At 42.9% G+C, this 22,026-nt stretch carries 31 protein-coding genes, 2 rRNA genes and 1 pseudogene (1 of these 34 cut by a window edge); 32 read left to right on the forward strand and 2 right to left on the reverse strand.

Annotation, left to right across the window (positions count from 1 at the left end):
* Positions 1–29 precede the first annotated feature (29 nt).
* The 29 genes and pseudogenes from rplX to salA all read left to right on the forward strand — a co-directional run bounded on the left by rplX (position 30) and on the right by salA (position 17,654).
* Positions 30–341 carry a 50S ribosomal protein L24 gene (gene rplX / locus ACFVP7_RS00780; protein ID WP_003156486.1) on the forward strand — a complete coding sequence of 104 codons (312 nt, stop codon included), beginning with the start codon at positions 30–32 and terminating at the stop codon, positions 339–341.
* A 26-nt stretch (positions 342–367) separates the two neighbouring features.
* Positions 368–907 carry a 50S ribosomal protein L5 gene (gene rplE / locus ACFVP7_RS00785; RefSeq protein WP_003225809.1) on the forward strand — a complete coding sequence of 180 codons (540 nt, stop codon included), beginning with the start codon at positions 368–370 and terminating at the stop codon, positions 905–907.
* Between the two features lie 22 nt (positions 908–929).
* Positions 930–1,115 (forward strand): 30S ribosomal protein S14, encoded by a 186-nt coding sequence (gene rpsN, locus ACFVP7_RS00790; protein ID WP_003156488.1) that lies wholly within the window; start codon positions 930–932, stop codon positions 1,113–1,115.
* A gap of 31 nt (positions 1,116–1,146) precedes the next feature.
* Positions 1,147–1,545, forward strand: a complete 399-nt coding sequence (rpsH, locus tag ACFVP7_RS00795; RefSeq protein WP_003241998.1) for a 30S ribosomal protein S8 — start codon at positions 1,147–1,149, stop codon at positions 1,543–1,545.
* A gap of 29 nt (positions 1,546–1,574) precedes the next feature.
* The gene (gene rplF, locus ACFVP7_RS00800; RefSeq protein WP_004399690.1) at positions 1,575–2,114 is read left to right on the forward strand and encodes a 50S ribosomal protein L6; all 540 of its coding nucleotides are present in this window, start codon (positions 1,575–1,577) and stop codon (positions 2,112–2,114) included.
* A 32-nt stretch (positions 2,115–2,146) separates the two neighbouring features.
* A complete protein-coding gene (gene rplR, locus ACFVP7_RS00805) occupies positions 2,147–2,509 on the forward strand; it encodes a 50S ribosomal protein L18 (protein WP_003225816.1) in 363 nt (120 codons plus the stop codon).
* A 24-nt stretch (positions 2,510–2,533) separates the two neighbouring features.
* On the forward strand, positions 2,534–3,034 hold the full coding sequence (gene rpsE, locus ACFVP7_RS00810) for a 30S ribosomal protein S5 (RefSeq protein WP_003328273.1): 501 nt from the start codon (positions 2,534–2,536) through the stop codon (positions 3,032–3,034).
* 13 nt (positions 3,035–3,047) lie between these two features.
* Complete coding sequence (gene rpmD, locus ACFVP7_RS00815) at positions 3,048–3,227, forward strand: 50S ribosomal protein L30 (RefSeq protein ID WP_003156497.1); 180 nt, start codon at positions 3,048–3,050, stop codon at positions 3,225–3,227.
* Between the two features lie 30 nt (positions 3,228–3,257).
* Positions 3,258–3,698: a 50S ribosomal protein L15 gene (gene rplO / locus ACFVP7_RS00820; protein WP_003225819.1), complete on the forward strand. Its 441-nt coding sequence runs from the start codon at positions 3,258–3,260 to the stop codon at positions 3,696–3,698.
* A 1-nt stretch (position 3,699) separates the two neighbouring features.
* A complete protein-coding gene (gene secY, locus ACFVP7_RS00825; protein ID WP_004399662.1) occupies positions 3,700–4,995 on the forward strand; it encodes a preprotein translocase subunit SecY in 1,296 nt (431 codons plus the stop codon).
* A 54-nt stretch (positions 4,996–5,049) separates the two neighbouring features.
* Positions 5,050–5,703: an adenylate kinase gene (locus ACFVP7_RS00830; RefSeq protein WP_003241987.1), complete on the forward strand. Its 654-nt coding sequence runs from the start codon at positions 5,050–5,052 to the stop codon at positions 5,701–5,703.
* On the forward strand, positions 5,700–6,446 hold the full coding sequence (gene map, locus ACFVP7_RS00835) for a type I methionyl aminopeptidase (protein WP_003225828.1): 747 nt from the start codon (positions 5,700–5,702) through the stop codon (positions 6,444–6,446). Before ACFVP7_RS00830 ends, map begins: the two co-directional genes overlap by 4 nt.
* A gap of 65 nt (positions 6,447–6,511) precedes the next feature.
* Positions 6,512–6,780: pseudogene (locus ACFVP7_RS00840) on the forward strand (ribosome-binding protein ybzG).
* Positions 6,758–6,976 carry a translation initiation factor IF-1 gene (gene infA / locus ACFVP7_RS00845; protein ID WP_003156508.1) on the forward strand — a complete coding sequence of 73 codons (219 nt, stop codon included), beginning with the start codon at positions 6,758–6,760 and terminating at the stop codon, positions 6,974–6,976. The pseudogene ACFVP7_RS00840 and the gene infA overlap by 23 nt, the downstream one beginning before the upstream one ends.
* A 33-nt stretch (positions 6,977–7,009) precedes the next feature.
* A complete protein-coding gene (gene rpmJ / locus ACFVP7_RS00850) occupies positions 7,010–7,123 on the forward strand; it encodes a 50S ribosomal protein L36 (protein ID WP_003156543.1) in 114 nt (37 codons plus the stop codon).
* Between the two features lie 22 nt (positions 7,124–7,145).
* On the forward strand, positions 7,146–7,511 hold the full coding sequence (rpsM, locus tag ACFVP7_RS00855; RefSeq protein WP_003235095.1) for a 30S ribosomal protein S13: 366 nt from the start codon (positions 7,146–7,148) through the stop codon (positions 7,509–7,511).
* Between the two features lie 20 nt (positions 7,512–7,531).
* Entirely contained in the window at positions 7,532–7,927 is a 396-nt protein-coding gene (gene rpsK / locus ACFVP7_RS00860; protein WP_009966385.1) for a 30S ribosomal protein S11, read from the forward strand.
* 176 nt (positions 7,928–8,103) lie between these two features.
* Positions 8,104–9,048 carry a DNA-directed RNA polymerase subunit alpha gene (locus ACFVP7_RS00865; RefSeq protein WP_003225835.1) on the forward strand — a complete coding sequence of 315 codons (945 nt, stop codon included), beginning with the start codon at positions 8,104–8,106 and terminating at the stop codon, positions 9,046–9,048.
* A gap of 77 nt (positions 9,049–9,125) precedes the next feature.
* A complete protein-coding gene (gene rplQ, locus ACFVP7_RS00870) occupies positions 9,126–9,488 on the forward strand; it encodes a 50S ribosomal protein L17 (RefSeq protein ID WP_003225836.1) in 363 nt (120 codons plus the stop codon).
* Positions 9,489–9,617: 129 nt separating this feature from the next.
* The gene (locus tag ACFVP7_RS00875; RefSeq protein ID WP_046159978.1) at positions 9,618–10,463 is read left to right on the forward strand and encodes an energy-coupling factor ABC transporter ATP-binding protein; all 846 of its coding nucleotides are present in this window, start codon (positions 9,618–9,620) and stop codon (positions 10,461–10,463) included.
* Complete coding sequence (locus tag ACFVP7_RS00880; RefSeq protein WP_128739967.1) at positions 10,439–11,308, forward strand: energy-coupling factor ABC transporter ATP-binding protein; 870 nt, start codon at positions 10,439–10,441, stop codon at positions 11,306–11,308. Before ACFVP7_RS00875 ends, ACFVP7_RS00880 begins: the two co-directional genes overlap by 25 nt.
* The gene (locus ACFVP7_RS00885) at positions 11,305–12,102 is read left to right on the forward strand and encodes an energy-coupling factor transporter transmembrane protein EcfT (protein ID WP_029317183.1); all 798 of its coding nucleotides are present in this window, start codon (positions 11,305–11,307) and stop codon (positions 12,100–12,102) included. Before ACFVP7_RS00880 ends, ACFVP7_RS00885 begins: the two co-directional genes overlap by 4 nt.
* A 9-nt stretch (positions 12,103–12,111) precedes the next feature.
* Positions 12,112–12,855 carry a tRNA pseudouridine(38-40) synthase TruA gene (gene truA / locus ACFVP7_RS00890; RefSeq protein WP_014475607.1) on the forward strand — a complete coding sequence of 248 codons (744 nt, stop codon included), beginning with the start codon at positions 12,112–12,114 and terminating at the stop codon, positions 12,853–12,855.
* Positions 12,856–13,016: 161 nt separating this feature from the next.
* A complete protein-coding gene (gene rplM, locus ACFVP7_RS00895; RefSeq protein WP_003241966.1) occupies positions 13,017–13,454 on the forward strand; it encodes a 50S ribosomal protein L13 in 438 nt (145 codons plus the stop codon).
* Positions 13,455–13,474: 20 nt separating this feature from the next.
* Positions 13,475–13,867 carry a 30S ribosomal protein S9 gene (gene rpsI, locus ACFVP7_RS00900; protein ID WP_004399691.1) on the forward strand — a complete coding sequence of 131 codons (393 nt, stop codon included), beginning with the start codon at positions 13,475–13,477 and terminating at the stop codon, positions 13,865–13,867.
* Positions 13,868–14,330: 463 nt separating this feature from the next.
* Positions 14,331–15,098 (forward strand): class I SAM-dependent methyltransferase, encoded by a 768-nt coding sequence (locus tag ACFVP7_RS00905; protein WP_003235115.1) that lies wholly within the window; start codon positions 14,331–14,333, stop codon positions 15,096–15,098.
* Positions 15,099–15,283: 185 nt separating this feature from the next.
* The gene (locus ACFVP7_RS00910) at positions 15,284–15,727 is read left to right on the forward strand and encodes a YbaK family protein (protein WP_003235118.1); all 444 of its coding nucleotides are present in this window, start codon (positions 15,284–15,286) and stop codon (positions 15,725–15,727) included.
* 59 nt (positions 15,728–15,786) lie between these two features.
* Positions 15,787–16,500, forward strand: coding sequence for an N-acetylmuramoyl-L-alanine amidase CwlD (gene cwlD, locus ACFVP7_RS00915; protein WP_015252979.1), 714 nt, complete (start codon positions 15,787–15,789; stop codon positions 16,498–16,500).
* A 95-nt stretch (positions 16,501–16,595) separates the two neighbouring features.
* On the forward strand, positions 16,596–17,654 hold the full coding sequence (gene salA / locus ACFVP7_RS00920; protein ID WP_003235124.1) for an iron-sulfur carrier protein/transcriptional regulator SalA: 1,059 nt from the start codon (positions 16,596–16,598) through the stop codon (positions 17,652–17,654).
* A gap of 35 nt (positions 17,655–17,689) precedes the next feature.
* Here the strand turns inward: salA and gerD are convergent, their stop codons facing one another.
* Positions 17,690–18,247, reverse strand: coding sequence for a spore germination lipoprotein GerD (gene gerD / locus ACFVP7_RS00925; protein WP_003235126.1), 558 nt, complete (start codon positions 18,245–18,247; stop codon positions 17,690–17,692).
* A gap of 109 nt (positions 18,248–18,356) precedes the next feature.
* On the opposite strand from gerD, the gene kbaA reads away from it, so the two are divergent.
* Entirely contained in the window at positions 18,357–18,953 is a 597-nt protein-coding gene (gene kbaA / locus ACFVP7_RS00930) for a KinB-signaling pathway activation protein (protein WP_004399693.1), read from the forward strand.
* Here kbaA and pdaB read toward each other — a convergent pair whose 3' ends face one another.
* On the reverse strand, positions 18,954–19,718 hold the full coding sequence (gene pdaB, locus ACFVP7_RS00935) for a polysaccharide deacetylase family sporulation protein PdaB (protein ID WP_003235130.1): 765 nt from the start codon (positions 19,716–19,718) through the stop codon (positions 18,954–18,956).
* 351 nt (positions 19,719–20,069) lie between these two features.
* Between pdaB and ACFVP7_RS00940 the strand changes: the two genes are divergently transcribed.
* Positions 20,070–21,619: ribosomal RNA gene (locus ACFVP7_RS00940) — 16S ribosomal RNA — on the forward strand.
* A gap of 170 nt (positions 21,620–21,789) precedes the next feature.
* Positions 21,790–22,026: ribosomal RNA gene (locus tag ACFVP7_RS00945) — 23S ribosomal RNA — on the forward strand (it continues 2,691 nt past the right edge of the window).
* Together the 16S and 23S rRNA genes form the textbook arrangement of a ribosomal RNA operon.

Genomic DNA, 22,026 nt, shown 5'->3' on the forward strand with positions numbered 1-22,026 from the left:
AATGCCTTACTCAAGGAGGTGCGATCAGGATGCATGTAAAAAAAGGCGATAAAGTTATGGTTATCTCTGGTAAAGATAAAGGCAAACAAGGAACAATCCTTGCTGCTTTCCCTAAAAAGGACCGCGTTTTAGTTGAAGGTGTTAACATGGTAAAGAAACACTCTAAACCAACTCAAGCTAACCCTCAAGGCGGTATTTCTAATCAAGAGGCGCCAATTCATGTATCAAACGTTATGCCGCTCGATCCTAAAACAGGTGAAGTGACTCGCGTAGGATACAAAGTGGAAGATGGCAAAAAAGTTCGTGTAGCAAAAAAATCTGGGCAAGTTCTAGATAAATAGTATTAAAAGGAAGGGAGGTCTATCTCATGAACCGCCTTAAAGAAAAGTACAATAAAGAAATTGCACCTGCTTTAATGACTAAGTTCAACTATGATTCAGTCATGCAAGTGCCTAAAATCGAAAAAATCGTAATCAACATGGGTGTTGGTGACGCTGTTCAAAACGCCAAAGCAATCGACAGTGCTGTTGAAGAATTAACGTTTATCGCAGGTCAAAAACCTGTCGTTACTCGTGCGAAGAAATCAATTGCTGGATTCCGTCTTCGTGAGGGAATGCCTATCGGTGCGAAAGTAACTCTTCGCGGAGAGCGCATGTATGATTTCCTTGATAAACTTATTTCTGTATCTTTACCGCGTGTACGTGACTTCCGCGGGGTTTCTAAAAAATCTTTCGACGGTCGCGGTAACTACACACTTGGTATCAAAGAACAGTTAATCTTCCCTGAAATTGACTACGATAAAGTAACAAAGGTTCGCGGAATGGACATCGTTATCGTAACAACTGCTAATACTGACGAAGAAGCTCGTGAGCTATTAACTCAAGTAGGTATGCCGTTCCAGAAATAATCAATGAAAGGGAGGCGAAATCGTGGCTAAAAAGTCTATGATTGCGAAACAACAACGTACACCAAAGTTTAAAGTACAAGAGTACACACGCTGTGAACGCTGCGGACGTCCGCATTCAGTCATTCGTAAATTTAAACTTTGCCGTATTTGTTTCCGTGAGCTTGCATATAAAGGACAAATTCCTGGCGTGAAAAAAGCCAGCTGGTAATCCCCAAGAAAGGGAAGGAGGTAATTATATAATGGTTATGACAGATCCAATTGCAGATATGCTAACTCGTATTCGCAATGCAAACATGGTACGTCATGAGAAGCTTGAAATTCCTGCTTCTAAATTGAAAAGAGAAATTGCTGAAATTTTAAAGCGTGAAGGTTTCATTCGTGACGTTGAGTTCGTAGAAGACAGCAAACAAGGTATCATCCGCGTTTTCTTGAAATACGGACAAAACAACGAGCGCGTTATCACTGGTCTTAAAAGAATCAGCAAGCCTGGTTTGCGTGTTTATGCTAAATCTAATGAAGTACCTCGCGTACTTAACGGTCTTGGAATCGCGATTATTTCTACATCACAAGGTGTTTTAACGGACAAAGAAGCCCGTGCAAAACAAGCTGGTGGAGAAGTTCTAGCATACGTTTGGTAAGAAGTTTAACATGAATGGAGGTGTTTGGTATGTCTCGTGTAGGTAAGAAGCTACTTGAGATTCCTTCTGATGTTACAGTAACGTTAAATGATAACAACACTGTAGCTGTGAAAGGACCAAAAGGAGAATTAACTCGTACGTTTCACCCTGATATGGAGATTAAAGTAGAGGACAATGTGCTTACAGTCGCTCGTCCTTCTGATCAAAAAGAGCACCGTGCCCTGCATGGTACGACTCGCAGTCTGCTTGGCAACATGGTTGAAGGTGTATCTAAAGGATTTGAAAGAGGTTTGGAATTAGTCGGTGTCGGTTACCGTGCTTCTAAATCCGGAAATAAACTTGTTTTAAACGTTGGATACTCTCATCCTGTTGAGATCGTTCCTGAAGAAGGCATCGAAATCGAAGTTCCTTCTCAAACAAAAGTAGTTGTAAAAGGTACAGACAAAGAACGCGTAGGAGCTATTGCTGCTAACATCCGCGCTGTACGTTCTCCAGAGCCTTACAAAGGTAAAGGAATCCGCTACGAAGGTGAAGTTGTTCGCCGTAAAGAAGGTAAATCTGCTAAGTAAGATCGCTTAAAGTGAAGAAAGGAGTGACCTAGATGATTACGAAAACTAGCAAAAATGCTGCTCGTCTTAAAAGACACGCTCGTGTTCGCGCTAAACTTTCCGGTACTGCTGAAAGACCGCGCCTGAACGTTTTCCGTTCTAACAAGCACATTTACGCTCAAATCATCGATGATGTAAATGGTGTAACACTTGCTAGTGCATCTACTCTCGATAAAGACTTGAACGTTGAAAGCACTGGAGATACTTCTGCTGCTACTAAAGTTGGAGAATTAGTTGCAAAACGCGCTGCTGAAAAAGGCATTTCTGACGTAGTATTTGACCGTGGCGGATACTTATACCATGGACGTGTAAAAGCTTTGGCTGATGCCGCTCGTGAAGCTGGACTTAAATTTTAATAAAAGAAGGAGGGACACATGATTATGCGTCGTATTGACCCAAGCAAATTAGAGTTAGAAGAACGCTTAGTTACGGTTAACCGCGTAGCGAAAGTTGTTAAAGGTGGTCGTCGTTTCCGCTTCGCAGCTCTAGTCGTTGTCGGTGACAAAAACGGACACGTAGGATTCGGTACTGGTAAAGCACAAGAAGTACCAGAAGCGATCCGCAAAGCTGTTGAAGATGCGAAAAAGAATTTGATTGAAGTACCAATGGTTGGAACTACAATTCCACACGAAATCATCGGACGTTTCGGTGCAGGTAACATCTTGTTAAAACCTGCTTCTGAAGGTACTGGAGTTATCGCTGGAGGCCCTGTACGTGCGGTACTTGAGCTAGCTGGTGTAGCTGATATCCTTTCTAAGTCTTTAGGTTCTAACACACCGATCAACATGATTCGTGCAACACTTCAAGGTTTAAGTGAACTTAAACGTGCTGAAGACGTTGCGAAGCTTCGTGGAAAATCTGTAGAAGAACTGTTAGGATAAGGAGGGAACATTAATGGCTAAATTAGAAATTACCCTCAAACGAAGTGTAATCGGTCGCCCGGAAGACCAACGCGTTACTGTAAGAACACTTGGTTTAAAGAAAACAAACCAAACTGTTGTGCATGAAGACAACGCTGCGATCCGTGGTATGATTAATAAAGTATCTCATTTAGTTTCTGTTAAAGAACAATAAAAATATTTGATCGGATAAGGAGGTGTCCTAATGAAACTTCATGAATTAAAACCTTCAGAAGGTTCACGCAAAACGCGTAATCGCGTAGGTCGTGGTATTGGTTCTGGCAACGGTAAAACAGCTGGTAAAGGTCACAAAGGTCAAAACGCTCGTTCTGGCGGCGGTGTACGCCCTGGATTCGAGGGGGGACAAATGCCTTTATTCCAACGTCTTCCTAAACGCGGTTTCACTAACATCAACCGCAAGGAATACGCTGTAGTCAACCTAGACAAATTGAACGGTTTTGCAGAAGGAACGGAAGTCACTCCTGAACTTCTTCTAGAGACTGGTGTTATTAGCAAACTTAATGCAGGAGTAAAGATTCTTGGCAACGGTAAATTAGAGAAAAAATTAACTGTAAAAGCCAATAAATTCTCTGCTTCTGCGAAAGAAGCTGTTGAAGCTGCTGGCGGTACAGCTGAGGTGATCTAACTTGTTTAAAACAATCTCCAACTTTATGCGTGTGAGTGATATCAGGAATAAAATCATATTCACTTTACTCATGCTTATCGTCTTTCGCATAGGTGCGTTTATTCCTGTGCCTTACGTTAACGCTGAAGCGTTACAGGCGCAGTCTCAAATGGGTGTTTTTGATCTCCTTAATACATTTGGCGGCGGTGCGCTTTACCAATTTTCCATTTTCGCAATGGGAATTACTCCTTATATCACGGCTTCGATCATCATTCAGCTGCTTCAGATGGATGTTGTACCGAAGTTTACCGAGTGGTCTAAGCAAGGTGAAGTTGGCCGCCGTAAATTAGCTCAGTTCACAAGGTACTTTACGATTGTGCTTGGTTTCATCCAAGCATTAGGTATGTCATATGGATTTAACAATCTGGCAAACGGTATGCTGATCGAAAAATCCGGTGTATCGACATATCTTATCATTGCTTTAGTGCTCACTGGCGGAACTGCCTTTTTAATGTGGCTTGGGGAACAAATTACTTCTCATGGAGTAGGCAACGGAATATCGATCATTATCTTCGCGGGGATTGTGTCTAGTATTCCAAAAACAATTGGGCAAATATATGAGACTCAATTTGTCGGCAGCAACGATCAGTTGTTTATTCATATTGTGAAAGTCGCACTTCTTGTGATTGCGATTTTAGCAGTTATTGTTGGAGTTATTTTCATTCAGCAAGCCGTACGGAAAATTGCGATTCAATATGCTAAAGGCACAGGTCGTTCACCTGCTGGCGGAGGTCAGTCTACACACCTTCCATTGAAAGTGAATCCTGCAGGGGTTATTCCGGTAATCTTTGCGGTTGCGTTTTTGATAACGCCGCGGACGATCGCGTCATTCTTTGGAACAAACGATGTGACAAAGTGGATTCAAAACAACTTTGATAATACGCATCCGGTGGGTATGGCGATATATGTTGCGTTGATTATTGCCTTTACGTACTTTTATGCTTTTGTACAGGTAAACCCTGAACAAATGGCTGATAACCTTAAAAAACAGGGTGGCTATATCCCGGGGGTTCGTCCAGGGAAAATGACTCAAGATAGAATTACGAGCATTTTGTATCGACTTACGTTTGTGGGTTCTATATTCTTAGCCGTGATTTCCATTCTTCCTATCTTTTTCATTCAATTCGCTGGATTGCCTCAAAGTGCACAAATTGGCGGAACATCTTTGTTAATTGTTGTCGGGGTAGCCTTGGAGACAATGAAACAACTAGAAAGCCAGTTGGTGAAACGAAACTACCGTGGATTTATGAAAAACTAGAGGAAATGGATTTATCCATTCCCTCTTAATAAAGAGAGGACGGGGGAAATCCGAATGAACTTAGTCTTAATGGGGCTTCCTGGTGCCGGTAAAGGCACACAGGGCGAACGAATTGTTGAGGATTATGGGATTCCTCATATCTCAACAGGAGATATGTTCCGTGCTGCTATGAAAGAAGAAACACCACTCGGACTCGAAGCAAAATCTTATATTGATAAGGGAGAGCTCGTACCTGACGAAGTCACAATCGGAATTGTAAAAGAGAGACTTGGCAAAGATGATTGTGAAAGAGGTTTTCTTCTGGACGGATTTCCGCGAACAGTCGCTCAAGCCGAAGCTCTTGAAGAAATTCTTGAGGAATACGGCAAGCCGATTGATTATGTCATTAACATTGAAGTCGACAAAGACGCTCTTATGGAACGTCTGACTGGACGCAGAATTTGCAGTGTTTGCGGCACAACCTATCATTTAGTCTTTAATCCGCCGAAAACGCCGGGTATTTGTGATAAAGACGGAGGCGAACTCTATCAACGGGCAGATGATAATGAGGAAACAGTCTCTAAACGGCTTGAGGTAAACATGAAGCAAACTCAGCCTTTACTCGATTTCTATTCAGAGAAAGGTTATCTTGCAAACGTGAATGGCCAGCAGGACATTCAAGACGTTTATGCAGATGTGAAGGATCTTCTTGGAGGATTAAAAAAATGATTATCTGTAAAACCCCACGTGAACTTGGTATCATGCGGGAAGCAGGGCGAATCGTGGCTTTAACTCATGAAGAGTTAAAAAAGCACATTAAACCAGGAATCTCGACAAAAGAATTGGATCAAATTGCCGAACGTTTTATTAAGAAGCAGGGTGCAATCCCATCTTTTAAGGGGTATAATGGGTTTCGCGGGAGCATTTGCGTATCAGTTAATGAAGAACTCGTTCACGGCATACCTGGCAGCAGGGTGCTGAAGGACGGTGACATCATCAGTATTGATATCGGTGCTAAATTAAATGGTTATCATGGTGACTCTGCATGGACATATCCGGTAGGAAACATCAGCGATGATGACAAAAAACTTCTGGAAGTGACAGAGGAGTCTTTATATAAAGGCTTGCAGGAAGCAAAACCAGGTGAACGTTTGTCGAATATTTCCCACGCAATACAAACGTATGTCGAAAATGAGCAGTTTTCAGTTGTTAGGGAGTATGTCGGACATGGTGTTGGTCAAGACTTGCATGAGGACCCGCAAATTCCTCATTACGGTCCGCCCAACAAAGGACCACGGCTTAAACCTGGCATGGTTCTCGCTATTGAACCTATGGTGAACGCTGGCAGCCGCTACGTGAAAACATTGGCTGATAACTGGACGGTTGTAACGGTAGATGGGAAAAAGTGTGCTCATTTTGAACATACGATTGCGATTACGGAAACGGGTTTTGATATACTGACGAGAGTCTAGATGATGAAAATAATTCCGAAGACAGATGTTTTTCAAGCTTGATAGGGCAGAAAGCTTGGGTGAACATTGGCAAGACCGAATTCATCTTGCTGCTTGTCGTTGGAATTTTAACCATCATCAATGTACTAACAGCAGACGGAGAAAAGCGTACATTTCATTCTCCTAAGAAAAAGAATATCAATCATTTAACCCTTTATGATTGCGTATCTCCGGAAGTTCAGAACAGTATAAACGAAACAGGGCGTGTGACAAACTTCTTTTGAAATTTGTCAGAAAGCAAGTTACTGATTTGAAGAAGGGAGAACACTTGAATGGCGAAAGACGATGTAATTGAAGTGGAAGGTACTATAGTCGAAACACTGCCAAACGCGATGTTCAAAGTTGAACTTGAAAATGGCCACACTGTTTTGGCTCATGTATCTGGTAAAATCCGCATGCACTTCATTCGCATTTTACCTGGAGACAAAGTTACGGTAGAATTATCTCCATATGACTTAACTCGTGGCAGGATTACGTACCGTTACAAATAAAGCACTCCGGAAACTGAAGGAGGTTGGAAACACATGAAAGTGAGACCATCAGTTAAACCAATCTGCGAAAAATGTAAAGTTATTCGCAGAAAAGGAAAAGTAATGGTGATCTGTGAAAATCCAAAGCATAAACAAAAACAAGGATAATTTATAAGGAGGTGCCCAGAGAATGGCTCGTATTGCTGGTGTAGATATCCCACGTGACAAACGTGTTGTTATTTCTTTAACATACATCTTCGGAATTGGCCGCACAACGGCTCAGCAAGTTTTAAAAGAAGCTGGAGTTTCAGAAGATACTCGTGTGCGCGATCTTACTGAAGAAGAACTTGGTAAAATCCGTGATATTATTGACAAACTGAAAGTAGAAGGTGACCTTCGCCGTGAAGTTTCTCTTAATATCAAACGTCTGATCGAAATCGGAAGCTACCGCGGAATCCGTCATCGCAGAGGATTACCTGTTCGCGGACAAAACTCTAAAAACAATGCGCGTACTCGTAAAGGTCCGCGTCGTACTGTAGCTAACAAGAAAAAATAAGTAAGGGAGGTTCTTAAACAATGGCTGCTGCTCGTAAATCTAACACGCGTAAACGTCGCGTGAAAAAGAATATTGAGTCTGGAATTGCTCATATTCGTTCAACTTTCAATAACACGATCGTTACGATCACTGACACTCATGGTAATGCTATTTCTTGGTCTAGTGCCGGAGCTTTAGGATTCAGAGGTTCTCGTAAATCTACTCCTTTTGCTGCGCAAATGGCTGCAGAAACAGCTGCTAAAGGTTCAATCGAACATGGTCTTAAAACTCTAGAGGTTACTGTTAAAGGACCTGGTTCAGGCCGTGAAGCTGCAATCCGTGCACTTCAAGCTGCTGGACTAGAAGTCACTGCTATCAGAGACGTAACTCCTGTTCCTCATAACGGATGCCGTCCACCAAAACGTCGCCGCGTGTAATTTGTTTGTATAGATTTTGTGTCCCTGTCAATAATGGGTTATGATACAGTTATTTATGAAACGAATGCACCGACTCGTTGCCTGAGCACATACGGGACTAAACAATGGGGAATTTCGGATGGAATCTCATATGATTCTATTCGAGGTTTCGACGTTTTGAAGGAGGGTTTTAAGTAATGATCGAGATTGAAAAACCAAAAATCGAAACGGTTGAAATCAGCGACGATGCCAAATTTGGTAAGTTTGTCGTAGAGCCACTTGAGCGTGGATATGGTACAACTCTGGGTAACTCCTTACGTCGTATCCTCTTATCCTCACTCCCTGGTGCCGCTGTAACATCAATCCAGATAGATGGTGTACTGCACGAATTCTCGACAATTGAAGGCGTTGTGGAAGATGTTACAACGATTATCTTACACATTAAAAAGCTTGCATTGAAAATCTACTCTGATGAAGAGAAGACGCTAGAAATTGATGTACAGGGTGAAGGAACTGTAACGGCAGCTGATATTACACACGATAGTGATGTAGAGATCTTAAATCCTGATCTTCATATCGCGACTCTTGGTGAGAATGCGAGTTTCCGAGTTCGCCTTACTGCTCAAAGAGGACGTGGGTATACGCCTGCTGACGCAAACAAGAGAGACGATCAGCCAATCGGCGTGATTCCGATCGATTCTATCTATACGCCAGTTTCTCGTGTATCTTATCAGGTAGAGAACACTCGTGTAGGCCAAGTTGCAAACTATGATAAACTTACACTTGATGTTTGGACTGATGGAAGCACTGGACCGAAAGAAGCAATTGCGCTTGGTTCAAAGATTTTAACTGAACACCTTAATATATTCGTTGGTTTAACTGACGAAGCTCAACATGCTGAAATCATGGTTGAAAAAGAAGAAGATCAAAAAGAGAAAGTTCTTGAAATGACAATTGAAGAATTGGATCTTTCTGTTCGTTCTTACAACTGCTTAAAGCGTGCGGGTATTAACACGGTTCAAGAGCTTGCGAACAAGACGGAAGAAGATATGATGAAAGTTCGAAATCTAGGACGCAAATCACTTGAAGAAGTGAAAGCGAAACTAGAAGAACTTGGACTCGGACTTCGCAAAGACGATTGACTAGTTTCCCTTGTGAACTAGGATTTTCGTGTGTTTATTATTCAGAAACAGCATTCCAATAAAGGAGGGGACATCACATGTCATACAGAAAACTAGGACGTACGAGTGCACAGCGTAAAGCTATGCTTCGTGATCTTACAACTGATTTGATCATCAACGAAAGAATCGAAACAACTGAAACACGTGCGAAAGAACTTCGCTCTGTAGTTGAAAAAATGATCACGCTTGGCAAACGCGGTGATCTTCACGCTCGCCGTCAAGCTGCTGCATACATCCGCAACGAGGTTGCAAACGAAGAAAATAACCAAGATGCACTTCAAAAATTATTCTCTGACATTGCAACTCGTTACGAGGAGCGCCAAGGCGGATACACACGTATTATGAAGCTTGGTCCTCGCCGTGGTGACGGAGCACCAATGGCAATTATCGAATTGGTTTAATCACATATTTTTGTGTATCTAAAGAAGGGCGGGACAGTTTCTAACTGGATCTATGCCCTTTTTTTAGATACTGCAACTTTTAATATAGAGAGAAAAGCAGAGCATTAGCTGAGAGGAGGCCGGTTTTCCATGAATCAAAATCAGTTGATATCGGTAGAGGATATCGTATTTCGATATCGGAAGGACGCAGAAAGACGAGCACTAGACGGCGTCTCCCTGCAGGTGTATGAGGGTGAATGGCTTGCAATCGTAGGTCATAACGGTTCAGGGAAATCAACACTGGCCCGGGCATTGAATGGTTTAATTCTTCCTGAATCAGGCGACATTGAGGTTGCCGGGATTCAATTGACAGAGGAATCCGTTTGGGAAGTGCGTAAGAAGATAGGTATGGTCTTTCAAAATCCGGATAACCAATTTGTCGGAACGACTGTTCGCGATGATGTGGCTTTTGGTTTAGAAAACAATGGTGTACCGCGGGAAGAAATGATTGAGAGAGTGGACTGGGCAGTAAAACAGGTAAATATGCAAGATTTTCTCGATCAAGAGCCGCACCATCTCTCCGGAGGCCAAAAGCAGAGAGTTGCGATTGCGGGGGTTATTGCCGCACGTCCTGATATTATTATCTTAGATGAAGCAACATCCATGCTTGATCCGATCGGGCGAGAAGAAGTGCTTGAAACGGTAAGACATTTAAAAGAGCAGGGAATGGCGACTGTCATATCCATTACACATGATCTGGATGAGGCAGCAAAAGCAGACAGGATCATTGTCATGAATGGCGGTAAAAAATATGCTGAAGGGCCGCCTAAAGAGATTTTTAAATTGAATAAAGAACTTGTTCGAATCGGGCTTGATTTACCCTTCTCATTCCAGCTTAGCCAGCTTTTAAGAGAAAATGGACTGGCTTTGGAAGAAAACCATTTGACTCAGGAAGGGCTGGTGAAAGAGCTGTGGACATTACAATCAAAGATGTAGAGCATCGCTATCAGATGAAGACGCCGTTTGAGCGCCTAGCACTATATGATATCAATGCATCGATTAAAGAAGGAAGCTACGTAGCAGTTATCGGGCATACAGGCTCTGGCAAGTCCACTCTTCTTCAGCACCTAAATGGTCTCCTGAAGCCGACGAAGGGACAGATATCACTAGGCAACACTGTCATTCAGGCAGGGAGAAAGAATAAAGATCTGAAAAAACTTCGTAAAAAAGTCGGAATCGTTTTCCAATTTCCTGAGCATCAATTATTCGAAGAAACAGTTCTTAAAGATATTTCATTCGGACCGATGAACTTTGGTGTTAAAAAAGAAGATGCTGAACAAAAAGCGAGAGAGATGCTGCAGCTTGTAGGTTTATCAGAAGAGCTTTTGGACAGGTCACCCTTTGAATTAAGCGGGGGACAAATGCGCAGAGTTGCAATTGCCGGCGTACTTGCAATGGACCCTGAAGTGCTTGTTCTGGATGAACCGACTGCAGGATTGGACCCAAGAGGGCGAAAAGAGATTATGGACATGTTTTATGAGCTTCATCAACGCGGGAACCTGACGACGATCCTTGTGACACACAGCATGGAGGATGCAGCTGCATACGCTGATGAAATGATTGTTATGCATAAAGGAACGATACAAGCATCAGGCAGTCCGCGTGATCTGTTTTTAAAGGGTGAAGAGATGGCCGGCTGGGGGCTGGATCTTCCTGAAACAATAAAATTCCAAAGACACCTTGAAGCTGTACTGGGTGTGAGATTTAATGAGCCTATGCTCACAATCGAAGATGCCGCTGCTGAAATCCGTGCTCTTTTTCAGGGGGAGAAGACTTTATGATGGACAGCATGATTATCGGCAAGTATGTACCGGGGACTTCACTTGTGCACCGGCTTGACCCCAGAACAAAACTGATCACGATCTTTTTATTTGTCTGCATCGTATTCTTAGCTAATAATGTTCAGACATATGCGTTGCTTGGTTTATTTACAATCGGCGTCGTTTCTTTAACAAGAGTTCCTTTCTCTTTTTTAATGAAAGGGCTGAAGCCAATCATCTGGATTGTCCTTTTTACGTTCCTTCTTCACATCCTAATGACACATGAAGGACCGATTATCTTTCAAATAGGTTTTTTCAAAGTCTATGAGGGCGGTCTGGTTCAGGGGATATTCATTTCTCTTAGATTCGTCTATTTGATTTTAATCACAACCTTATTAACGCTTACGACCACACCGATTGAGATTACCGATGGAATGGAGCAGCTGCTGAACCCATTGAAAAAATTAAAGCTTCCTGTTCATGAGCTGGCTCTTATGATGTCAATTTCTTTACGGTTTATTCCGACACTGATGGAGGAGACAGATAAGATCATGAAGGCTCAGATGGCGCGAGGCGTTGATTTTACAAGCGGGCCTGTCAAAGATAGAGTGAAGGCTATTGTCCCGCTTCTTGTCCCGCTCTTCGTCAGCGCATTTAAACGCGCCGAAGAGCTTGCGGTGGCAATGGAAGCAAGAGGCTATCAAGGCGGAGAAGGACGTACGAAATATAGAAAGCTTGTATGGACAGGAAAAGACACTTCTGTCATTGTCAGCTTAATTGTATTAGCTGCTTTGTTATTTTTCTTAAGGGCTTAGAGGTGCTGTATGAGACTGAAATGCACGATTTCTTATGACGGACATTTGTTTAACGGTTATCAGGTTCAGCCGGGCAAAAGAACGGTTCAGGATGAACTGGAGAAGGCTTTGGCTGTCCTGCATAAGTCAAAAGACAGAATTCCGGTCGTTTCGTCTGGAAGAACAGACAGCGGGGTTCACGCAGCCGGACAGGTGATTCATTTTGACACTCCGCTGTCTATCCCGGCTGAGAGATGGCCATATGCCTTAAATGCACTGCTTCCGGACGATATCGCAGTCAAACAGGCAGAAATTGCGGATGATGGGTTCCATGCACGATTTAGCGCAGTCAAAAAAGAATATCGCTACTTTGTATACACGGAGAAACACCCGGACGTATTTAAACGGCATTACGCTTACCATTTTTCATATCGCCTTAATGTGCAGGACATGAGAGAAGCGGCAAAGCATCTTATAGGGACACATGATTTTACGAGCTTTTGCGCGGCTAAAACAGAAGTGCAGGACAAGGTAAGAACGATTTACGAACTTGATTGGACTGAGACGGCTGACGGCCTGCAAATGCGGATCACAGGCAGCGGTTTCTTATATAATATGGTCAGAATTATTGCGGGTACTTTGCTTGATGCAGGTATTGGAAAAATTTCTCCCGATGATGTGAAATCCATGCTGGAAGCGAAGGATCGCGAAGCGGCAGGGCGCACAGCGCCGGGGCACGGGCTATATTTATGGAACGTTTACTATGACAACTAAACCAGGTGTATAATATTTTCTTGACAGAGTCTGCATAAAGTTATAAGATATCATATGGTATGTATTTCAACCCCACGATAAGCCCCGGAACTTATTGTGTTGTGAAATAGAACGTAATCGAAGTTTATTGAAAATGACAGATCATTTAGGAGGGAAATTCAATGCGTACAACACCTATGGCTAACGCAAGTACTATTGAACGCAAGTGGTTAGTTGTTGATGCTGCTGGCAAGACTTTAGGTCGCCTTTCTTCAGAAGTTGCAGCTATCCTTCGCGGAAAACACAAACCAACTTACACACCACACGTTGATACTGGAGATCATGTGATCATCATCAACGCTGAAAAAATCGAGTTAACTGGTAAAAAGTTAACTGACAAAATCTACTACCGTCACACTCAACATCCAGGCGGATTAAAATCAAGAACTGCTCTTGAAATGCGTACAAACTACCCTGAGAAAATGCTTGAGCTTGCTATCAAAGGCATGCTTCCAAAAGGTTCTCTAGGTCGTCAAATGTTCAAAAAATTGAACGTATACCGTGGTTCTGAGCATCCACACGAAGCACAAAAACCTGAAGTTTACGAACTTCGCGGTTAATTAAAAAGGAGGTTACCAATTTGGCACAGGTTCAATATTACGGTACTGGCCGTCGTAAAAGCTCTGTAGCGCGTGTGCGTTTAGTTCCAGGAGAAGGCCGTATCGTCGTTAATAATCGTGAAATCAGCGAACATATCCCATCTGCAGCTTTAATCGAAGATATCAAACAACCATTAACTTTGACTGAAACAGCTGGCACTTATGATGTTTTAGTAAACGTACATGGAGGCGGCTTATCTGGTCAAGCTGGAGCAATCCGTCACGGTATCGCTCGTGCTTTGCTTGAAGCAGATCCAGAATACCGTACAACTCTTAAACGTGCAGGTCTTCTGACTCGTGACGCTCGTATGAAAGAACGTAAAAAATACGGTCTTAAAGGCGCTCGTCGTGCACCTCAGTTCTCAAAACGTTAATTTTACGTTTTCAAAAAGCTCTCGACCTTGGGTTGGGAGCTTTTTTCTTTCAATAAAACGTGGCAGCCTCGCATAAAAATAACAACTGAATGGACGTTTGGCGGGGTTAAGCAAATTGTTTGTTTATAAACGGTCTCTTTGTAATAATCATGTTAGCTTTCATTCTTATTCAATTGGAACTTCGGTCAATGTTTATTATCGTTATGTGCTCAGCCCAGCTTCATCTAACCACTGTATCTCATCCGTTAAAGTTCACTGCTGATTCTTAACCCGGAGAAACAATAGCTCTCATTGCTAATGGCTTTATGTAACGAAGTAAAAGTAAATCTGATGATATAAATCACATATCTCCTTTGTGATTTTTTTGCGTTTTTATGAACTTTTTTCTAAATATGCAAAGGGAAAGCGATATCAATCTAGAAATATTTGTTATACTCTATACATTAAAGTAAGGAGAAGATTCATGAATGCGTTAGTAGCTCATAATAGCAAAGCCTGGGATAAAAAAGTAGAAACAGGCAATGAATGGACTGTTGCTGTTGAGCAGCAGGTTATCGAACAAGCAAAAAAAGGCAATTGGGATATAAGGGTAACACCAATGAAAGATGTACCGAAGGATTGGTTTCCGCCTATCAAAGGTCTGAAAGTACTCTGTTTAGCATCAGGCGGCGGCCAGCAGGGTCCAGTTTTGGCAGCCGCAGGCGCGGATGTCACCGTATTAGATAACTCAGAAAAACAACTGAATCAGGATAAAATGATTGCTGAGCGAGATGGTCTCACGATACACACTGTCAAAGGAAGCATGGACGATTTAAGTGTATTTAATGATGAATCATTTGATGTCATTGTACATCCTGTTGCCAATGTTTTTGTTGAGAATGTCCTCCCGGTATGGAAGGAAGCGTACCGTGTGTTGAAAAGGAACGGCATTCTAATCTCGGGTTTTGTCAATCCTGTTGTATTTCTGTTTGATACAGAATTAGAACAGCAAGGTGTTTTAAAAGTAAAACACTCCATTCCATACGCTGACCCAGAAGATCTTCCGAAACATAAAGTGAAAAAACTGATCGAAAATAATGAGGCTCTGGAATTCGGCCATTCCTTAGAAGACCAAATCAAAGGCCAGATTGATGCCGGTTTTATCGTTACTGGTTTTTATGAAGATAAAGGCGGGTTTGTATTAGACCAATATATCCATACATATTCTGCAACAAGAAGCGTGAAAGTATGAAAAGCAGCGACCTGTTAGAGGGGCTGCTTTTTTCATAACCAATTACAGAACGTTTGTTCCGCACCCTGCGGAAAGCTGATTTTTTATCGATTTTACACCTTCATTTGGGCGAATTTCCAACCGAATTCGGGCATTGTTTCATCATCCAAACCTCAAAATAATCGGTAAAAGGAGAGTGAATTTATATGGCAGAAGTACTGTCTTTTATGGATGTGAAACGCCAAAAGGATTTTGAATTAGAAAAGAACTTGCTCAAAGAACTCTCTCTGAGACAAATTATCCAGTCTGTTAAGGATTGTTTGGAACCATTATTTCCATTTTTACATGATGAACGAGATATTATTACTGAAGGCTGTATTGATTTTGCGATTGAAGCTTATTTGTTAGGCGGGCGTTTTGGGATATTCGGCTATTACGGAGAATCCATGCAGAGTATCAGTGCCCGCTCTGCAAGAGAAGAAGAAGAGCTACGTATGGAGTTTTTTGATTATCTCTATAATTGGATACACGAGCAATACGCAACATTTGATAAAAACACGGTTTATGAAGCGGCACGCAAGTTCATTAAAGATTGGTGGACAGCGGGGTTTGTTCAAAGAGAAAAACAGTGTAAGCTTCGCATGCGATAATCATATTTCCCGGCCCTGTCCCATAGTTATGTAATAACGGACAAGCGGGAGGGGAAGGGATGAGGAAAAAGCTTAAATGGCTCAGTTTTTTGCTAGGCTTCATCGTATTACTATTTCTGTTCAAATATCAGTTCAGCAATAACGACTCTTGGAAGCCGTGGAGCCTGCCCTTGAGCGGTAAAATCATTTATCTAGATCCAGGTCATGGCGGGCCTGACGGCGGAGCAGTCGGCGGAAAGCTGTTAGAGAAGGATGTTACCCTGGAAGTGGCCTTTAGAGTCAGGGATTATCTTCAAGAACAAGGAGCGCTTGTTATCATGACCAGAGAAAGTGATACTGATCTCGCTCCAGAAGGAACAAAAGGCTATAGTCGACGAAAAGCTGAGGATCTAAGACAACGAGTCAAATTAATAAACCATTCAGAGGCGGAGCTCTATATCAGCATTCATCTTAATGCGATTCCGTCACAAAAATGGAGCGGAGCCCAAAGCTTTTATTACGGGAAATATGCGGAAAATGAGAAAGTCGCAAAATACATCCAGGATGAGCTGAGAAGAAATCTGGAAAACACAACCCGGAAAGCAAAGCGGATTCATGGTATCTACTTAATGCAAAACGTCACCAAACCGGGGGCGCTTATAGAAGTCGGATTTTTATCCAATCCAAACGAAGCAACGCTACTCGGTAAACCGAAATATCAAGACAAGGTGGCATCTTCCATATATAAAGGCATTTTGCGATATTTCACAGAAAAAGGAGACCCTCCGGAGTAATGGAGGGTTTTCTTGTGGTTCTAAGCATAAGACACCCGCCATTTATGTATGATATAATAATAATTGTAAACGAATACACAAAAGGGTGAGGTTCGATGATAAGAGAAGATGAAGTAAGAAAACTAGTCGGAGAAATGCGCGAACCTTTTCTTCAAAGACCTCTGGGAGAATTGGATGCCGTTAAGGAAATTAAAATAAAGCCTGAAAAACGGCATATCAGTGTAAAAGTCGCTCTTGCAAAAACAGGAACTGCAGAACAAATGCAGATTCAGCAAGAGATCGTAAACGTATTAAAAGGGGCAGGAGCTGAGACAGTCGGCCTTCGATTTGAAGAGCTGCCTGAAGAAACGGTTGCTAAATTCCGGGCGCCGTCAGCTGAGAAAAAAACATTATTAAATATGGATAACCCGCCAGTCTTTCTTGCTGTAGCAAGTGGAAAAGGCGGCGTAGGCAAGTCAACTGTGTCAGTAAACCTAGCTATTTCTCTGGCTCGTCTAGGGAAAAAGGTTGGTTTAATTGATGCGGATATTTATGGGTTCAGTGTGCCGGACATGATGGGTATCACTGTGCGTCCAACAATTGAAGGAGAGAAACTTCTTCCTGTTGAACGCTTTGGAGTAAAGGTCATGTCAATGGGCTTTTTCGTAGAAGAAAATGCCCCGGTCGTATGGAGAGGGCCGATGCTCGGCAAAATGCTGAATAATTTTTTCCATGAAGTAGAGTGGGGAGAAGTAGACTATATCGTTCTTGATCTTCCGCCTGGTACAGGGGACGTTGCTCTCGATGTACATACAATGCTTCCGAGCTGCAAAGAAATTATCGTATCTACGCCACATCCGACAGCTGCTTTTGTCGCGGCCAGAGCGGGCTCTATGGCGATTAAAACCGATCATGAGGTCGTGGGGGTCATAGAGAACATGGCTTATTATGAAAGTGCAAAGACAGGGGAAAGAGAATATGTCTTTGGAAAAGGCGGAGGAGATAAACTGGCTGAGGAACTAAATGTGCCTTTGCTCGGCAGAATCCCATTGAAACAGCCAGATTGGGATAAGGACCAATTTGCTCCGTCTGTTTATGACGAGAATCATCCAATCGGAGAAATATATCAGGACATCGCAAAAAAAATAGATGCAAAAATGTCTGTGCAGGTATAAAAGGTGAACCGGGATTCCAGATCCCGGCTTTCCCTTTATTCACTTTCTTTGGCTGTGTCTTTTGCTGCTTTTTTCAGCTCATCTTCGAACTGCTTTTTGTAAAGCGGACTAGAAAGTGTTTCGTTAATAACCTCTTCTAAATAACTGCGGAATTCTTGGCTTTTTGCCAGCTGGCTGTACTTTTTATCCATGCCGGGATCCTGCATAACGCTCATCAGCATCTTCTGGTAATCTGGATCCTTCATCAGCTTTTTAATCACTTTTTCATGCTCTGTCTGAAGAGTTTTGGCAAAGCCCTCAGCAAAATCAGTGTCTTCAAAGATGTTTTTCCAAAATTCTTCACCTTTTTTAGATGTGAGTGTTTTTTCTATTGTTCCTTTAATTGCATCTTGGTCAATCACCAGCGCTTCATTCATGGCATCATCATTTAATAATTCCTTAATAGCTTTCTTTCCATCATCAGTTTTTAATATATCAACAACCATTTTTTTGGTTTGATCATAATCCATATCCGCTGCTTGGTCTTTTGGAGCGCAAGCTGTTACAGATAATAACAAAAAACAGCTCATCAATAGCGTTTTGGCTTTTGACATGCTTAAGCTCCTTTCACATACTTGTCTTACCTTTAATATGATTCATCTGTTTGGAATTATACATAACAAAATATCGCTGTTCGCGATTTTTGAGGGGATGAATAAAGAAATGAAAAGCCGTGGTTTAGTTCGTTTTTTCTTTTCTATTTTAGCTGTCGGAGCGCTTATCACGAGTATTGTGGGTTTTGCTTTAAAGTGGGGAGAATATAGAGGGCTGTTTCTAACATTTGAAGCGGGACAGATTTTCTCTGTTTTATTTTGGTTTATCGGTGTAGGCATGATTTTCAGTGTGATCAGCCAAATGGGTTTTTTCGTGTTTTTAACAGTTCATCGGTTTGCGCTTGAGATATTAAGGTCCTCCTCTTTGTGGAATTTGCTGCAGTTGTTTTTCATCCTGTTTGTTGCTTTTGATTTAATGTATGTGCGTTTTTTATTTTTTGGAGAGAGCGGAGAATCGCTGGCTGGCTATGCGTGGTTACCGGTGTTTTTATTGATCTTTGGAGTGATTACAGCTTATATAAAGCAAAAGCAGTCCTCTAAGAAAACATTTGTGTCATCGTTATTTTTGATGGTTGTGATTACCGCATTAGAATGGTTCCCTGCATTAAGAGTAAATGATGAGGACTGGCTTTATTTAATGCTTTTTCCGTTAATGGCATGTAATGCCTTCCAATTGCTGATGCTGCCGAAGTTTGCAGCAAAGTAATTACTTTACCTCTGCGGATTTGGCATCAGAATTTGCGATGAGATCACCCACGGTTACATTTTTTAATCCTTTTTCTTTCAGCTGATGGATGATATCAGGCAATGCTTCTTCTGTTTGTTTTGCCGAATCGGAGGCATGTAAAAGAATAATGTCTCCACCGGAAACTTGCTTGGTCACATTGTCGATGATTTTTTCAACTCCGGGATTTGTCCAGTCTTGAGAGTTCACACTGTAATGAACGACTGTATAATTGTATTGCTTTGCGACCTTTAGAACATTCTTATTGAATTGGCCGGTAGGGGGTCTTAATAGCTGTATGTCTTTGACCCCTAACTTTTCAAAGGCTGTTTGCGCACGGTTCATGTCCTTTTTTATTTCGCTGCTCTCTAAATTGGCATAGTTTTTATAAGCGTAGCCCATGCTCCCGATTTGATGGCCGTCCTTTACGATACGGGCCACTGTGTCGGGATGGCGTTCTGCCCAAGAAGCGGAAAGAAAAAACGTTGCATTTTTAATCCCGTTTGCTTTCAGAGTATTAAGTATCGGTTCTGCTCTCTCATCACCCCAGCTGATATCGAAAGTAAGTGAAATATCTTTAGAGTCTGTTTCTCCTTTATAAATGGCTTTAGGTCCGGTGTCAGTTGAAAACACGGGAAGCGGAACAGCTCTTTGGATATAAAAAAAGCTGGCTGCTGCAAATGCGGCGATAAGTATAATAATTAATTGTTTCACCCGTTTAATGTGCCACACATAGAAGTGATTCACTGATGATGCCTCCTTATCTTGTCCATCATTCTTGTTTTACATCTTATGAGCATGGACAATTGAATATAACCGATAAAATGTCTCTTCACATACAGCCAAAATTGGGTGTTGACCACTTGATAATATCCGTGATATATTATTATTCGTCGCTGATAAACAGCTGACATCAACTAAAAGTTTCATTAAGTACTTTGAAAAAAGTTGTTGACTTAAAAGAAGCTAAATGTTATAGTAATAAAGCTGCTTCGTTAAGCGGCGGTAATGATCTTTGAAAACTAAACAAGACAAAACGTACCTGTTAATTCAGTTTTTAAAAATCGCACAGCGATGTGCGTAGTCAGTCAAACTACTTTATCGGAGAGTTTGATCCTGGCTCAGGACGAACGCTGGCGGCGTGCCTAATACATGCAAGTCGAGCGGACAGATGGGAGCTTGCTCCCTGATGTTAGCGGCGGACGGGTGAGTAACACGTGGGTAACCTGCCTGTAAGACTGGGATAACTCCGGGAAACCGGGGCTAATACCGGATGGTTGTTTGAACCGCATGGTTCAAACATAAAAGGTGGCTTCGGCTACCACTTACAGATGGACCCGCGGCGCATTAGCTAGTTGGTGAGGTAACGGCTCACCAAGGCGACGATGCGTAGCCGACCTGAGAGGGTGATCGGCCACACTGGGACTGAGACACGGCCCAGACTCCTACGGGAGGCAGCAGTAGGGAATCTTCCGCAATGGACGAAAGTCTGACGGAGCAACGCCGCGTGAGTGATGAAGGTTTTCGGATCGTAAAGCTCTGTTGTTAGGGAAGAACAAGTACCGTTCGAATAGGGCGATACCTTGACGGTACCTAACCAGAAAGCCACGGCTAACTACGTGCCAGCAGCCGCGGTAATACGTAGGTGGCAAGCGTTGTCCGGAATTATTGGGCGTAAAGGGCTCGCAGGCGGTTTCTTAAGTCTGATGTGAAAGCCCCCGGCTCAACCGGGGAGGGTCATTGGAAACTGGGGAACTTGAGTGCAGAAGAGGAGAGTGGAATTCCACGTGTAGCGGTGAAATGCGTAGAGATGTGGAGGAACACCAGTGGCGAAGGCGACTCTCTGGTCTGTAACTGACGCTGAGGAGCGAAAGCGTGGGGAGCGAACAGGATTAGATACCCTGGTAGTCCACGCCGTAAACGATGAGTGCTAAGTGTTAGGGGGTTTCCGCCCCTTAGTGCTGCAGCTAACGCATTAAGCACTCCGCCTGGGGAGTACGGTCGCAAGACTGAAACTCAAAGGAATTGACGGGGGCCCGCACAAGCGGTGGAGCATGTGGTTTAATTCGAAGCAACGCGAAGAACCTTACCAGGTCTTGACATCCTCTGACAATCCTAGAGATAGGACGTCCCCTTCGGGGGCAGAGTGACAGGTGGTGCATGGTTGTCGTCAGCTCGTGTCGTGAGATGTTGGGTTAAGTCCCGCAACGAGCGCAACCCTTGATCTTAGTTGCCAGCATTCAGTTGGGCACTCTAAGGTGACTGCCGGTGACAAACCGGAGGAAGGTGGGGATGACGTCAAATCATCATGCCCCTTATGACCTGGGCTACACACGTGCTACAATGGACAGAACAAAGGGCAGCGAAACCGCGAGGTTAAGCCAATCCCACAAATCTGTTCTCAGTTCGGATCGCAGTCTGCAACTCGACTGCGTGAAGCTGGAATCGCTAGTAATCGCGGATCAGCATGCCGCGGTGAATACGTTCCCGGGCCTTGTACACACCGCCCGTCACACCACGAGAGTTTGTAACACCCGAAGTCGGTGAGGTAACCTTTTAGGAGCCAGCCGCCGAAGGTGGGACAGATGATTGGGGTGAAGTCGTAACAAGGTAGCCGTATCGGAAGGTGCGGCTGGATCACCTCCTTTCTAAGGATATTATACGGAATATAAGACCTTGGGTCTTATAAACAGAACGTTCCCTGTCTTGTTTAGTTTTGAAGGATCATTCCTTCGAAACGTGTTCTTTGAAAACTAGATAACAGTAGACATCACATTCAATTAGTAATACAAGATATCACATAGTGATTCTTTTTAACGGTTAAGTTAGAAAGGGCGCACGGTGGATGCCTTGGCACTAGGAGCCGATGAAGGACGGGACGAACACCGATATGCTTCGGGGAGCTGTAAGCAAGCTTTGATCCGGAGATTTCCGAATGGGGAAACCCACCACTCGTAATGGAGTGGTATCCATATCTGAATTCATAGGATATGAGAAGGCAGACCCGGGGAACTGAAACATCTAAGTACCCGGAGGAAGAGAAAGCAAATGCGAT

This window comes from Bacillus sp. SG20033, from assembly GCF_044570195.1.
Classification (GTDB): Bacteria; Bacillota; Bacilli; order Bacillales; family Bacillaceae; genus Bacillus; species Bacillus subtilis.

Coding starts and splice junctions, on each gene's coding strand:
- rplX (WP_003156486.1), top strand. CDS start 30: ATGCATGTAAAAAAAGGCGATAAAGTTATGGTTATCTCTGGTAAAGAT.
- rplE (WP_003225809.1), top strand. CDS start 368: ATGAACCGCCTTAAAGAAAAGTACAATAAAGAAATTGCACCTGCTTTA.
- rpsH (WP_003241998.1), top strand. CDS start 1,147: ATGGTTATGACAGATCCAATTGCAGATATGCTAACTCGTATTCGCAAT.
- rplF (WP_004399690.1), top strand. CDS start 1,575: ATGTCTCGTGTAGGTAAGAAGCTACTTGAGATTCCTTCTGATGTTACA.
- rplR (WP_003225816.1), top strand. CDS start 2,147: ATGATTACGAAAACTAGCAAAAATGCTGCTCGTCTTAAAAGACACGCT.
- rpsE (WP_003328273.1), top strand. CDS start 2,534: ATGCGTCGTATTGACCCAAGCAAATTAGAGTTAGAAGAACGCTTAGTT.
- rpmD (WP_003156497.1), top strand. CDS start 3,048: ATGGCTAAATTAGAAATTACCCTCAAACGAAGTGTAATCGGTCGCCCG.
- rplO (WP_003225819.1), top strand. CDS start 3,258: ATGAAACTTCATGAATTAAAACCTTCAGAAGGTTCACGCAAAACGCGT.
- ACFVP7_RS00830 (WP_003241987.1), top strand. CDS start 5,050: ATGAACTTAGTCTTAATGGGGCTTCCTGGTGCCGGTAAAGGCACACAG.
- map (WP_003225828.1), top strand. CDS start 5,700: ATGATTATCTGTAAAACCCCACGTGAACTTGGTATCATGCGGGAAGCA.
- infA (WP_003156508.1), top strand. CDS start 6,758: ATGGCGAAAGACGATGTAATTGAAGTGGAAGGTACTATAGTCGAAACA.
- rpmJ (WP_003156543.1), top strand. CDS start 7,010: ATGAAAGTGAGACCATCAGTTAAACCAATCTGCGAAAAATGTAAAGTT.
- rpsM (WP_003235095.1), top strand. CDS start 7,146: ATGGCTCGTATTGCTGGTGTAGATATCCCACGTGACAAACGTGTTGTT.
- rpsK (WP_009966385.1), top strand. CDS start 7,532: ATGGCTGCTGCTCGTAAATCTAACACGCGTAAACGTCGCGTGAAAAAG.
- ACFVP7_RS00865 (WP_003225835.1), top strand. CDS start 8,104: ATGATCGAGATTGAAAAACCAAAAATCGAAACGGTTGAAATCAGCGAC.
- rplQ (WP_003225836.1), top strand. CDS start 9,126: ATGTCATACAGAAAACTAGGACGTACGAGTGCACAGCGTAAAGCTATG.
- ACFVP7_RS00875 (WP_046159978.1), top strand. CDS start 9,618: ATGAATCAAAATCAGTTGATATCGGTAGAGGATATCGTATTTCGATAT.
- ACFVP7_RS00885 (WP_029317183.1), top strand. CDS start 11,305: ATGATGGACAGCATGATTATCGGCAAGTATGTACCGGGGACTTCACTT.
- truA (WP_014475607.1), top strand. CDS start 12,112: ATGAGACTGAAATGCACGATTTCTTATGACGGACATTTGTTTAACGGT.
- rplM (WP_003241966.1), top strand. CDS start 13,017: ATGCGTACAACACCTATGGCTAACGCAAGTACTATTGAACGCAAGTGG.
- ACFVP7_RS00905 (WP_003235115.1), top strand. CDS start 14,331: ATGAATGCGTTAGTAGCTCATAATAGCAAAGCCTGGGATAAAAAAGTA.
- ACFVP7_RS00910 (WP_003235118.1), top strand. CDS start 15,284: ATGGCAGAAGTACTGTCTTTTATGGATGTGAAACGCCAAAAGGATTTT.
- cwlD (WP_015252979.1), top strand. CDS start 15,787: ATGAGGAAAAAGCTTAAATGGCTCAGTTTTTTGCTAGGCTTCATCGTA.
- salA (WP_003235124.1), top strand. CDS start 16,596: ATGATAAGAGAAGATGAAGTAAGAAAACTAGTCGGAGAAATGCGCGAA.
- gerD (WP_003235126.1), bottom strand. CDS start 18,247: ATGTCAAAAGCCAAAACGCTATTGATGAGCTGTTTTTTGTTATTATCT.
- kbaA (WP_004399693.1), top strand. CDS start 18,357: ATGAAAAGCCGTGGTTTAGTTCGTTTTTTCTTTTCTATTTTAGCTGTC.